We start from the raw sequence: 13,213 nt of genomic DNA, 5'->3' as shown, positions 1-13,213 counted from the left end.
CGGAATTCAAGCATTGGTTTCTTGATTTTCATTTGGCGAATAATAAACAGTGTTAAAATTATCGCCCCACTAACGATAATGGCGATAGCTGTGCCATTAATGCCAGAGGAAACTTCTCCTGGTCCATGTCCACCAATACTGCTGAATCCGTAAAGCAATCCACCGAAACCGAAAGAAGATAATAATATGGATATAATATCAATTTTCGGGAAGGTTTGTTTTGTAACATTTTTAACAAAGATTGCAGCGACAATAATCGCAATAATAACGATTGGTAATACGACGTAGAATAATCCTCTCCATGGGAAGAATTCGAGTAACCATCCGGAAAGTGTCGGTCCGATTGCCGGAGCAAAGGAGATAACGATACCCGCCATACCCATAGCTGCTCCACGTCTTTCCACAGGGAATATCGCAAGCATTACTGTCATCATTAGTGGAAGCATAATTCCTGAACCTGATGCCTGGATCACCCTTGCAGCTAACAGCAATTCAAAGCTGTGTGAGACAGAGGCAACTAATGTACCTAAACCAAAGATGCTAAGGGCGGTGATAAACAATTGTCTTGTTGTAAATCGCTCAATTAAAAAAGCGGAGATAGGGATCATAACCCCGTTTGTTAATAAAAAGGCTGTCGTTAGCCATTGCACTTGTGTTTCGTGAATATTAAAGTCTTCCATTATACTGGGCAGTGCTGTTGCTAATAATGTTTCATTTAATATACCTACAAAAGCACCGATCAGCATGACTGCTACCATTGGTACCCGTCTTACTTCTTCTATATTCTTTTGCTGGTTCATGATTCATCCTCCTGTAGCAGCAATTGTTCTAATTGCCATATTTTTATTTTTAAGTCTTTATGCTTCTTTAAGTAATGTAATAATGCTTCCATTAAAACGGGATTGCTGTCAGTTTTCTTCCACTCTGATTCTATTAATGTAATTGTTTCATTATACTTCGTTTTTTCTGAAGAAATGGCCAGTCTTGAAATTAGATCCTTAACATCCTGAATCAATTCAGGAATACTGTCTTGTCTGTTGTATTGCAACAATGGTTCTTTTTCTTCCATATGCTGAATAATGACATTGATATGATGACTGATCCATCTGGCTATACTGGCAGGTGAGATATCTTGCTGTTTATGGATGATGATTTGCGTAATCGATTCTCTCAATATCCCTTCTAATAGAAGCACAAGGTCTGAGATATAGCTTTCTAATCTTTCACCATAAATATGGGAAAAAACTTCCCGGTGATTCGTAATAGTTGTCTGATGAAGTTTTTCAATCCGCTCTGTAATCTCCACATCACACTTTGGTGGAAACTCTTTGAATAATACATAGAAGAAAGACTGATGTTCCACCCATGCTTTGATTTCCAGTTCAATATAGGTTACTAATGACTGATTGGATGTTTCTTTGGCCCAATCGTATTCATTCATCCGGTCCATGATTTTAAGATGGTATTCTTCCAGTAAATCAAGCATCAGTGCTCGTTTGGAGGAGAAGTATTTATAAAAACTACCCTTGGAAATTTTCACAGTATCTGCAATTTCCTGTACAGATGTTTCGCTGAAACCTTTTTTTGCAAATAGTTCCAATGCTGCTTTTGTGATTTCAGTTTTTTTGTTCAACTTTTCACCCCTCATGACCACTTGGTATAAAAAAATGACTTATTGGTCAGTGGATTATTTTACGGCAGGGCGATTGATAAGTCAACAATATCTTCGTTAAGAATTTATAAAGATTGAAAATCAGTTCATCATGCAATAGTAGCGATCAATTTCCTGGCTTTTGAATAAAGTAGAGAGGACTTTCAACAAGAAAAAAAGTAGCACAAACCATTGACTTGGTCTGTACTACTTTTGTTTATTTAAGAAGATTTCTTTGTTTGTAATTCTGCTATTTTTACAATGGTATCCACTGCTTTTAACATATGGTCAACTGACACATATTCGTATTTGCCGTGAAAGTTCTCGCCGCCAGTAAATATGTTAGGAGTAGGCAAGCCCATAAAGGATAATTGGGAGCCGTCTGTACCGCCGCGGATCGGTTTCACTTGTGGTGTGACACCAACTGCTTCCATTGCTTCATACGCTAAATCGACAATATGTTTGACTGGTTCAATTTTTTCCGCCATGTTGTAATATTGATCTTTCATTTCGAGTGTTGCTGCATTCGTATATGTTTTATTTATCTCATCAACTAATGATTGAATGTATTGTTTTTTCTGTTCGAATTTCTCTCTGTTATGGTCTCTGATAATATAGTACAGCTTGGCTTGTTCCACGTCTCCTTCTAATGAAAGCAGGTGATAAAAGCCTTCGTATTCTTCGGTATGTTCTGGTGCCTGGTCTGCTGGTAATTGTCCATGTATGTGCATGGCTAATTTCAATGCATGAATCATTTTCCCTTTCGCTGTTCCAGGATGAACATTGTTTCCTTTTACCGTTATTTTTGCTGCAGCAGCATTAAAGCTCTCATATTGCAGTTCACCAATTGGTCCTCCATCAATCGTATAGGCAAAGTCTGCACCAAATGCGGCAACATCGAATTTATGCGGTCCTCTGCCGATTTCCTCATCAGGTGTAAAAGCAACACGAATCGTTCCGTGCGGGATCTCCGGATGTTGAATTAAATATTCCATTGCTGTCATAATTTCAGCAATTCCTGCTTTATTATCTGCACCGAGTAATGTGGTGCCATCTGTTGTGATGATAGTTTGTCCTTTATAGTTCTCAAGTTCGGGAAATTCACTTGGAGATAGCGTAATTTGTTTGGCTTCATTTAAAAGGATATCCCCGCCAGGATAATGATCGATAACCTGTGGTTTTACTCCATCTCCAGTAAAGTCTGTAGCTGTATCCATATGTGCCAAAAATCCGATCGTCGGTAAATCTTTTTCCGTATTACTTGGCAATGTTGCCATCACATAAGCATTCTCATCGATTGTTACATCTTGCATCCCGATTTGCTTTAACTCTTCAACTAATAAATGGGCTAATTCCCACTGTTCTTCAGTAGATGGGCATTCAGGATTGTTTTCGTTTGACTGTGTATTCATTTTTACATAACGTGTAAACCGTTCGATAATTTGTTCTTTCAATTATACTCATTCCTTTATATTATGATGAAAATTACTTATTATAGATAGTATCATATTTACTCATATTATTACTAAAAGGAGATTATAATGACAGATTCTATTCATAAAAGGAAGAGTGAGCATATTGAACTTAGTTTGAAAGAAGAAGCTTTAGGAAAAGGGATAACCAATGGGTTCGACAAGTATCGGTTTATTCATAACGCCCTGCCTGAGCTTGATTTTGAAGAAATAGATCTTGCCACTTCATTTTTTGACCATTCATTAAAAACGCCATTCCTTATCAGTTCAATGACTGGCGGAGCAGAGCTGGCTGAGACGATTAATCGTCATCTGGCTACAGCGGCAGAGGAGAGGGGATGGATCTTTGCGCTTGGTTCAACAAGAGTCATGGTCGAAAGTGAAAAATACCGGTCATCCTTTCAAATTAAGCGTTATGCCCCATCGATTCCTGTGATTGCAAATATCGGAGCAGTGCAGCTGAATTATGGGATGACAATCGATCATTGCTTGCAAATATTAGAGTGGACAGAGGCCGATGCCTTTGTGTTACACTTAAACACAATTCAAGAGATTATACAGCCAGGAGGCGACACTAATTTTTCCTGTTTGTTGCCTAAGATAGAGGAACTTGTGCATCGATTGTCTGTCCCTGTAGGTGTGAAAGAGGTTGGCTTTGGTATTGATGGTTCGGTTGCAAAGAAACTGACAGAGGCCGGGATAGCATTTATTGATGTAGCAGGTGCTGGAGGAACCTCCTGGAGTCAGATAGAGAAACTAAGATCAAACGAAAAAATCAAAAAACAGGCTGCAGAAGCTTTTGCTGGCTGGGGAAATCCAACAGCAGAATGTCTGGTTGATGTGGGACAAGCTGTGCCAAATCAGAAAAAACTCGCAAGCGGCGGTATCCGTACAGGAGTAGATGCGGCGAAAGCGATTGCTTTAGGTGCAAGTCATGCGGGATTTGCGCGAGGTGTGTTAAAAGATGCAATTACCTCAATTGACGCTGTTTTAGAATGGATGGAAATACGGGAACTGGAATTACAAATGGCAATGTTCGGTATTGGTGCAAGGAATATACAAGCATTAAAGGCAACCAATCGTTTGAAAAATATTTAGAAGAGGATGGGGACAATGGGAGAGAAATTTGATCTGGCCATTATCGGTGGTGGAACTACTGGGCTGTTCGCTGCTTATTATGCAACAATGCGTCAGATGAAAGTGGTATTAATAGAAGCTCAGGAACAATTAGGCGGAAAAGTGATGCAGTTTTTGCCTGAAAAACTGATTTATGATGTTGGTGGCTTTCCCGAAATAACTGGTGAAACACTAGTTGATCAAATGATTGAACAGGCAAACAGACATGAACCTGAAATACTGGTTGGTGACTTTGTCGAACAGATTGAGAAAACAAATGATAAGTTTCAACTCATGACTGCAAAAGGAAAGAAGTTATCAGCCGAAACAGTAATGCTTGCAACAGGAACAGGAACTTTTCATACAAGAAGACCTGATGAATGGGCAGAGATCCCAGATTCCAGATTTAAAGCAAGTGTCCCGACTTCCCTGATGGATCGAAGCAGCTATCAAGACAAGAAAGTGGTTATTGCTTCTAATAGTAAGGTAGGGATTGGATGGGCCATTAATTTACAGGAGATCGCATCAAATATAGTGATCCTGAATTCCCATGATACCTTCCTGCAAGCGAAGCAAGAGGAATTAGCTAAGCTACAAGAGGCTGGCATTGAAGTATATTATAATGTCAAGATCACGAACTTTCTGACAGTTAATAAGGAGTTAGAAAAAATCACATTTCTTCATAACAATGGCCAAGAGAAAACAGTGGAAGCAGACAAGCTCCTTACCTATCATGGCTTGGAATTGCAGGCAGCTCCTTTTGAGACATGGGGCATTTCAACAGCGAAAGGAAGAATTTCAGTTGATCACTTTATGAAAACGAATGTAGAAGGGATATTCGCTGCTGGTGACATTGTCCAGTATCCAGGGAAAACGACCTTAATTGCATCAGGATATACAGAAGCAATTACTGCTGTTAACCATGCTCATATGTTAATCAATCCCAAAGCGACAGAGCAATTATACAGTACTGTCATCTATCAGCGCGGTAAACGTCTGTAATCCGCTACTTCACGTGTGAAAGGATGTGGGACAACAGACGAGAAGCAGCCTGATAAGTAACGCTAATAAAAAAACTCCACTGATCAAAGATTCTTATTATCGATAACATCTCTTGGCCGTTTCCCCATCTTTAATTCGCGGATACTTAATCCAAAATTCATTTGAAGGTGGGGATAATCTTTGAACTGGGAAAAGTCCCCACCCCAGCTGAAGCCTAAAGATTTGGCGATTGCTACTACTTCCATCCAATCACTTTCCCCATTATTATTTCCGTCATATTCCATATCCCAGATCGCTTCGCCTGGGTTCGGCTGGATGGCGAAGTCTATCGCTAGTCCATAATTATGATAAGACTCTCCAGCTTTGGCATATGTTACAATGCTGCCTTCTGTTGTGCGTCCCTTAGCATAAATTGCTTCCTGCTCCTCGGAAGACCGAAATCCATCTGTAATCAGAATGGAGATTCCGATTTTTTCTGCTTCATCAATAAGCTGATCCCTCGCATCTTCCACTAATGGATGAAGATTCGTTGGCATCGGTCTGCTTATATATTCTTGATACTGGTTGTATTTGTATAAACCAAAGACAATCACAGCAATTAATAATAATAATACGAGAATTGTGTGAATTTTCATAACTTTCTCCTTTCAATTATACCAGGAGCATTTCGTAGATAAAAAATATGTGGTACCATATCATTATTGAGAAGAGATATGTCTGAATTTCTCAACTAAAGTTACATCCTATTATATATTGTAACATTTCAGGAAAGAATGAGCTTTAGCTGTGTTTTTCAAAAAGATTAGGGAGGCAAAGTGGAATGGGGAAAGATTTACGTATCAAAAGTCATGTGTTCGATGATTCTAAACGTGCACCAAACCGTGCGATGCTTCGCGCAGTAGGTGTAACAGATGAGGATTTCAAAAAACCGATGATTGGGATAGCAAGTACATGGAGCGAGGTTACTCCTTGTAACGTGCACTTAGATGATTTAGCTATAAATGCAAAAGATGGTGCCAGAGCAGCTGGTGGTGTACCGATGATCTTTAATACGATCACTGTATCTGATGGTATTTCAATGGGTACATCTGGGATGCGCTATTCATTGCCGAGTCGGGATGTTATTGCGGATTCGATTGAAACAGTAGTGGGAGCAGAAAATCTTGATGCATATGTAGCAATCGGCGGCTGTGATAAGAACATCCCTGGCTGTTTAATTTCTATTGCTCGCTCAGATGTTCCAGCTGTTTTTGTATATGGCGGAACCATTGCACCAGGTTACCGCAACGGCCAGAAACTGGACATTGTTTCTGTTTTTGAAGGCGTTGGTAAACATAATAATGGTGATATTGATGATGAAGAATTAAGAGGAATTGAGTGTGCTGCATGTCCGGGAGCTGGCTCATGTGGCGGTATGTATACTGCCAATACAATGGCAACTGCAGTGGAAGCACTTGGTATGAGTTTACCGGGAAGCTCTTCTAATCCAGCTGAGTCTCCTGAGAAATTTGAAGATTGCCGTAAAGCAGGAGAAGCTGTTTATCATTTATTAGAGCAAGGCATTTACCCGAAAGATATTTTAACAAAGAAAGCATTTGAAAATGCGATTACAGCAGTAATGGCATTAGGTGGCTCAACAAACGCTGTGCTTCACCTGCTTGCCATTGCCAATGCAGCCCAAGTTGATGTCACAATGGATGATTTTAATCGCCTGCAGGCAAAAGTGCCACACTTAGCTGACTTGAAGCCAAGTGGTAAATATGTAATGGAAGACCTGTTCAAAATCGGCGGGGTTCCTGCTGTTATGCGTTTATTACTTGATAATGGTTACTTACATGGAGATTGCTTAACGGTTACTGGTAAAACGATTGCGGAAAATTATGCCGATGCTCCTGTATTAACGGAAGAACAGGATATTATTCGCCCATTCAGCAACCCATACCGTGAAAATGGTCCGCTTGTTGTATTAAAAGGGAACCTTTCACCAACAGGTGCTGTTGCGAAAGTATCTGGTGTAAAAGTAAAACGCCATACAGGACCTGCGCGTGTATTTAATACAGAGGAAGAAGCGACAGAAGCTGTAATGAACAATGAAATTAAAGAAGGCGATGTACTAGTAATCCGCTATGTAGGACCAAAAGGCGGACCAGGTATGCCGGAAATGCTTTCTATTTCTGCTATCCTTGTCGGTAAAGGACTGGGCCAGAAAGTAGCTTTACTTACGGACGGCCGTTTCTCTGGTGGTACACATGGACTTGTTGTTGGCCATATTTCACCAGAAGCACAAACTGGCGGCCCGATAGCCTTATTACAGGAAGGCGATATTGTTACAATCGATTCTGATTTGAAAGAAATTTCTATGGAAGTTTCTGACGAAGAACTGGACAAACGCCGTGCTGACTGGACAGCGCCTGAGCTTTATAAACGCGGTGTGCTAGGTAAGTATGCCCATAACGTTTCTTGCTCATCACAAGGTGCCGTGACAGATTTTATTAATAGAAAAGATATATAATTTAAAAAAGTAGGCTGAGACATAACAAAAATAGTTAGTCTAAAAACCGGAAAATATATACACAAGGACGTCATTCACTAATGTACTAATGTAGATAGTGCTAGTTTGCCGCTGGGGAAAAATACTCGCTTTCCATGGGCACGGCTTCAACTAACTTGGTAAAGAAGCTCACTTTACCAAGTGGATTTTCAGCTCGTGCTGTTCCCATAGGAGTCTCGCATTTTCCCCCAGCTTTTTAGGGTTCTCTAAACCAATAAGTAGATCGAATTTCATCATGTAAAGACAGTATCATTTGAGGTAATTTTAGGCACGATCATTTATTCCATACAGGTCTCTCTTCCAAAGCAGGAAGCCTGGCATTAAGTAGAGGATGATAGATCTCATATACAGAAAGCAAATAATCCGGACAGATTCAAAGTCCGGATTTCAGTATGGACAATTTTAAAAGCGAAAGCCTGATGTGATACTGGTTATCCCAATTATTTCAATCTAGTAATATAGTAATAAAATATACCGATAACAAGGAACCTATGCTATAATGAAATCTAAATATCTTGAATTTACTAAATTTTTAGAAAATGGGGGAAAAGAAATGAAGAGAAAAGGGCTATGGCTATTATTAGTAGCATTTCTTAGTGTAGCTGTCCTGGCTGCATGTGGCTCAGAAGGCAATGAAGAGGATACAAATAGTGACTCTTCAGGCGAGAATGCTGCTGAGCAGGAATCTTCGCAGGAAGAAGGTAATGGCGAAGAAGCTGCTTCTGATGAAACATATGTAATCGGTGCAACTCAGATTGTGGAACACCCTTCTTTGGATGCTGCCTATGAAGGTTTTCAGGCTGCAATTAAAGATGCCGGACTAAATGTCGAATATAAGTTTGAAAATGCACAAGATGACCAAAACAATGCCATTACGATTGCGAATAACTTTGTTGCTGATGGTGTTGATTTAATTTTTGCTAACTCCACACCGAGTGCGCAAAGTGTATTACAAGCAACAAGTGATATCCCGATTTTATTCACATCTGTAACAAATGCAGTTGATGCAGGTTTAGTAGAATCAAATGAACAGCCTGGCGGAAACATTACAGGTGTTATTGATTTGCATCCAGAGGCTATTACCAATACGATTGAATTCATTGAAAATAATTTCGAAGGCTCGACTGTTGGTGTTATTTACGATGCTGGGGAAGCAAACTCAGTAGCACAGATTGAGGCTGTTAAAGAAGCAATTGATGGAACAAGCTTAAGTTTAGCAGAAGCAACTGTTGGTAATTCCTCAGAAGTGCAACAAGCAGCGACTTCATTAGTTGGTGAAGCTGATGTGATATATATTGTTACAGATAATACTGTTGTTTCAGCGCTTGAAACAGTTGTAGGTGTAGCGGAGGAGCAGGATATTCCATTAATTGTTGGAGAACCTGATTCAGTAGCACGTGGCGGATTCGCTGCATATGGTTTCTTGTATTATGATATTGGTTACCGTACGGGAGAAATGGCGGTAGAGATTTTAACAGGTGAAAAAACACCTGCAGACTTCCCTGTAGAAAACCCGCCAAATCTAGATTTTTATCTGAATAAATCTGCTGCCGAAGCACAAGGTGTCGAGTGGGATGCTGCTTGGGAAGAAGAAGCAGAGCTAGTCGAACCAGCAGAATAGAAAAATATAACCTCGACATTGGATTGAGATCATTCATGTCGAGGTTTTCTCAAAAAATAGCTTTTAAAAACAAACTTTGTGATATATAGTAAAAGAAAATATAGAGTTTTCTAGCAGAACAGAAAGGAAGATAAAGATGTTTATTTCCATATTCAGCGCCTTTGAAGCAGGTATTATTTATGCGCTGATGGCTTTAGGGGTCTATCTTTCGTTTCGTATTTTAGATTTTCCTGATTTAACAGTAGACGGCAGTTTTGTAACAGGTGGTGCTGTTGCTGCCATATCGATTGTTAATGGAGTACCGCCAGTTCTGGCTACTTTCTATGCGTTTGTAGCTGGCTTTATTGCAGGAATGATTACAGGTATTTTGAATACGAAAGGAAAGATCAACCCACTATTATCTGGTATATTAATGATGATTGCCTTATATTCTATCAATTTAAGGATTATGGGTAAATCAAATGTGGCGCTGCTTAATGAACCGACTATCTTCAGACAAATGGAAGGATGGTGGGGTTCTTTAGGAATTGATACTGCCTTGAACAATATGTTATCTGCTTTAGGAGTAGAGAATGTACCTTCAACATGGTCAGTTGCAATTATTATGATAATCGTTACATTGGCAATTAAGTTTCTAACAGATTATTTCCTGAAAACAGAAGTAGGATTGGCATTAAGAGCTACAGGTGATAATGAAAAAATGATCCGCAGTTTCTCTGCTAATACAGATACCTTAACAATTGTCGGTTTGGGAATTTCAAATGCATTGGTCGATTTATCTGGTGCATTGATTGCTCAATATGGCGGGTTTACTGATATTGGTATGGGAATTGGAATGATTGTAATCGGCCTTGCTTCTGTTATTATCGGTGAAGCTATTTTCGGAACGAAGACGATTGCAAGAACCACACTGGCTGTAATTGGTGGGGCAATTGTCTATCGGATTGTGCTGACATTGGCACTTAAAATTGACTTCCTTGAAGCTGGGGACACGAAATTAATTACAGCAATTATCGTTATCGCCGCATTAATTACACCAAAAATTATCGCAGCAAGAAAAGAGGCAACTCGGAAGAAGAAAAAACGAGCCATGTTAGCCAGCAGAGAGGAGGCTAATCATGCTTAATATGAAGAATATATCGATTACCTTTAATGAAGGTACATTAGATGAGAAGAACGCATTGCAGGATATTAACCTTCATTTAAAAAAAGGTGACTTTGTTACAGTTATCGGAAGTAATGGTGCAGGTAAATCTACATTAATGAACATGATATCAGGTTCATTAAAGCCGGATATCGGATCGGTTACCATAGATAATAATGATGTAACAATGCTTCCGGAATACAAACGCTCACGGTATATCGGCAGGGTTTTCCAGGATCCGATGGCAGGTACAGCACCAACCATGACAATTGAAGAGAACTTAGCAATGGCTTATTCACGGAATAAAAAACGTTCCTTAAAGATGGGTGTCGGGAAAAAAAGAAAAACGATCTTTAAAGAACATTTAGAAACACTTCATTTAGGACTGGAAAATCGGCTGAATGCTAAAGTCGGTATGCTTTCAGGTGGGGAAAGGCAAGCATTATCTTTATTAATGGCGACTTTCACAGAGCCGAATATTCTATTATTAGATGAACATACTGCTGCATTGGATCCATCAAGAGCAGAATTGATTACAAACTTAACAGGTGAAGTTGTGGATCAATTCGGTTTAACGACATTAATGGTAACACATAACATGCAGCAAGCCTTAGATCTTGGCAATCGTTTGATCATGATGGATAAAGGTCAAATTATCCTGGAAGTGTCAGGCGAGGAAAAACAGGCATTAACAATCGAAAAATTATTACAGGAATTCCAACGTATTCGCGGGAAACAAATGGAGAGCGACAGAGCGGTGCTTGGATAGTAGTGTGGGAGACAGTTACTTATTAATAAGTAACTGTCTTTTCTAACACATTACTCGTCATTCGTTACTAAAAGATGAGCGAAATGATTTTTCTAAAAATATAATATTCAGAATTTTTAGTTATTTTTTTAAGGGGGATGAATGAATTGAAATATGGATTTTCTGAAAAGGTAAAACATCTGAAGTCTTCAGCGGTAAGAGATATCTTGAAAGTAATTAATCAAGGGAACATCATTTCTTTTGCGGGCGGTCTGCCTGAAGAGAGTCTGTTTCCAACCGAAGCTGTAGATAAAGCCTTTCATAAAGCGATAACAAGTAATAATAAAGCATTACAATATGGAGAAACAGAAGGCGTAGCTGCATTGAGAAATGCTTTAGCGGAAAGAATGGAAAAAAAAGGATTAACAAGAAATGCAGAAGACATACTCATTACTTCTGGAAGCCAGCAAGCCATTGATCTGTTTTCAAGAGTGATGTTTAATAAGGGAGATATCATTTTAGCAGAAAATCCAACATATTTAGCAGCACTGCAAGTATTTGAGTCATATGAAGCGAATGTTGTTGCAGTTGAATCAGATGATGACGGTATGGTTATTTCAGATCTGGAAGAAAAGATAATTAAGCTGAAGCCAAAATGCATTTATGTTGTCCCGACATACTCAAATCCGACAGGGAAAGTGTGGTCATTGGAACGCCGGCTAAAACTGTTAGAATTAGCAAATAAACATCATGTTGTAATCTTTGAGGATGATCCATATGGGGAATTGCAATTTGATCAGGCGGCTGCTCCGCCATCGATAGCTTCACTAGATGAAAATGATATCGTCTTATATACAAGCACATTCTCAAAAACCGTTGTCCCCGCAATGAGAATTGGCTGGATCGTTGGCCCGCATCAGATTATCCGGATAATGGCTCAGGCAAAGCAGGCTACAGATTTGCATACTAATTCCATTAGCCAGCATGCATTAGTTCACCTGCTGAATGATTTTGATATTGATGCCCATATTCAAACAATAAGAGAAACTTACTTGGAACGAATGCTTGTAATGAAAGAATTATTAGATACAGTAGAGCTGGAAGGTTTAGAATATATTGAGCCAAAAGGCGGGATGTTTTTTTGGGTAACCTTACCTGAATCAATCAATACAACCACATTATTGGATGTGGCGGTGAAAGAAGGGGTAGCCTTCGTCCCAGGTGCGCCATTTTATGTATCTGATCCAGAACAAAATACATTAAGGCTGAACTTCACCAATTCTTCACCTAATTTAATTAGAGAAGGAATGGAGAAATTAGTAAAGGTATTAGAGTCAGCAAATGAGTATATCTAATTGGTAAAACAGAGAGCTGCAATGGCTCTTTGTTTTCCTTCGTTATCAACCGAACAGTTTTTGCCACCAGCTTTTTTTCTCCTGTTTCTCTTCCTTTGTTTTATTCTCATGTAAAAAGATGTCCTCTTTATCGATGGCATGGTCCATTGTCAGCACTAAACCATATTCCGTGGTTGATTCTTGGTCATTTACAGAAGTATAAGTAATATTCGCATTTCTGGCAAGTTCACGGTATGGCTTAAAAAAGCGAAAGTTCATATCGCCATTAATTAACAGCTTAGCGTTCGGATAATTTTTCATCTCTTTTTCTAATTCGTTTAATCCTTTCTCGCCGCGAACCTCTGATTGTTTCAGCACAAGAATAACTCTTTCTCTAAGTGATCCAAGAAAAACTCTACGTTCATCAGGATTTGTTTCTTTTGGCCCGTAAATCCCTTCTTGAATATAATCATCAATATTTTTATTACTCATATAATACACCTCATTTGAAAATTAGTTGTCTCGTATTTACTTATTATATGCCAAAATAAAAAACTCCCCAATTAAAAAGGGA

Annotated in this window: 12 protein-coding genes; 7 read left to right on the top strand and 5 right to left on the bottom strand. The window is 39.1% G+C overall.

Annotation, left to right across the window (positions count from 1 at the left end; all coding sequences use genetic code 11):
- The 3 genes from F9U64_RS22885 to pepT form a co-directional block, all read right to left on the bottom strand.
- Window positions 1-800 (bottom strand): MFS transporter (locus F9U64_RS22885; protein WP_228275616.1); only part of this gene is annotated, 800 nt, incomplete at its 3' end.
- Window positions 797-1,633 (bottom strand): TetR/AcrR family transcriptional regulator, encoded by an 837-nt coding sequence (locus F9U64_RS07355; RefSeq protein ID WP_194287304.1) that lies wholly within the window; start codon window positions 1,631-1,633, stop codon window positions 797-799. The genes F9U64_RS22885 and F9U64_RS07355, both read right to left, overlap by 4 nt.
- Before the next feature lie 239 nt (window positions 1,634-1,872).
- The gene (gene pepT, locus F9U64_RS07350; protein ID WP_153402364.1) at window positions 1,873-3,105 is read right to left on the bottom strand and encodes a peptidase T; all 1,233 of its coding nucleotides are present in this window, start codon (window positions 3,103-3,105) and stop codon (window positions 1,873-1,875) included.
- Window positions 3,106-3,192: 87 nt separating this feature from the next.
- Between pepT and fni the strand changes: the two genes are divergently transcribed.
- Window positions 3,193-4,221 (top strand): type 2 isopentenyl-diphosphate Delta-isomerase, encoded by a 1,029-nt coding sequence (gene fni, locus F9U64_RS07345; protein ID WP_153402363.1) that lies wholly within the window; start codon window positions 3,193-3,195, stop codon window positions 4,219-4,221.
- A gap of 15 nt (window positions 4,222-4,236) precedes the next feature.
- Entirely contained in the window at window positions 4,237-5,241 is a 1,005-nt protein-coding gene (locus F9U64_RS07340; RefSeq protein ID WP_153402362.1) for an NAD(P)/FAD-dependent oxidoreductase, read from the top strand.
- A gap of 83 nt (window positions 5,242-5,324) precedes the next feature.
- Here F9U64_RS07340 and F9U64_RS07335 read toward each other — a convergent pair whose 3' ends face one another.
- Window positions 5,325-5,876, bottom strand: a complete 552-nt coding sequence (locus tag F9U64_RS07335; protein WP_153402361.1) for a M15 family metallopeptidase — start codon at window positions 5,874-5,876, stop codon at window positions 5,325-5,327.
- A gap of 185 nt (window positions 5,877-6,061) precedes the next feature.
- Between F9U64_RS07335 and ilvD the strand changes: the two genes are divergently transcribed.
- The 5 genes from ilvD (at window position 6,062) to F9U64_RS07310 (ending at window position 12,660) form a co-directional block, all read left to right on the top strand.
- Window positions 6,062-7,753: a dihydroxy-acid dehydratase gene (ilvD, locus tag F9U64_RS07330; RefSeq protein ID WP_153402360.1), complete on the top strand. Its 1,692-nt coding sequence runs from the start codon at window positions 6,062-6,064 to the stop codon at window positions 7,751-7,753.
- A gap of 592 nt (window positions 7,754-8,345) precedes the next feature.
- Complete coding sequence (locus F9U64_RS07325; protein ID WP_153402359.1) at window positions 8,346-9,413, top strand: ABC transporter substrate-binding protein; 1,068 nt, start codon at window positions 8,346-8,348, stop codon at window positions 9,411-9,413.
- A gap of 136 nt (window positions 9,414-9,549) precedes the next feature.
- Entirely contained in the window at window positions 9,550-10,539 is a 990-nt protein-coding gene (locus tag F9U64_RS07320; protein WP_153402358.1) for an ABC transporter permease, read from the top strand.
- On the top strand, window positions 10,532-11,326 hold the full coding sequence (locus tag F9U64_RS07315; RefSeq protein ID WP_153402357.1) for an ABC transporter ATP-binding protein: 795 nt from the start codon (window positions 10,532-10,534) through the stop codon (window positions 11,324-11,326). The genes F9U64_RS07320 and F9U64_RS07315 overlap by 8 nt, the downstream gene beginning before the upstream one ends.
- A gap of 146 nt (window positions 11,327-11,472) precedes the next feature.
- Complete coding sequence (locus F9U64_RS07310) at window positions 11,473-12,660, top strand: aminotransferase-like domain-containing protein (protein ID WP_153402356.1); 1,188 nt, start codon at window positions 11,473-11,475, stop codon at window positions 12,658-12,660.
- A gap of 45 nt (window positions 12,661-12,705) precedes the next feature.
- Here F9U64_RS07310 and F9U64_RS07305 read toward each other — a convergent pair whose 3' ends face one another.
- The gene (locus F9U64_RS07305; RefSeq protein ID WP_153402355.1) at window positions 12,706-13,131 is read right to left on the bottom strand and encodes a YueI family protein; all 426 of its coding nucleotides are present in this window, start codon (window positions 13,129-13,131) and stop codon (window positions 12,706-12,708) included.
- Window positions 13,132-13,213 lie beyond the last annotated feature (82 nt).

The organism is Gracilibacillus oryzae (assembly GCF_009498735.1).
Taxonomy (GTDB): domain Bacteria; phylum Bacillota; class Bacilli; order Bacillales; family Amphibacillaceae; genus Gracilibacillus; species Gracilibacillus oryzae.
The sequence above is the reverse complement of the archived record's forward strand: the minus strand, read 5'-3'. Positions and strand labels throughout refer to the sequence as shown.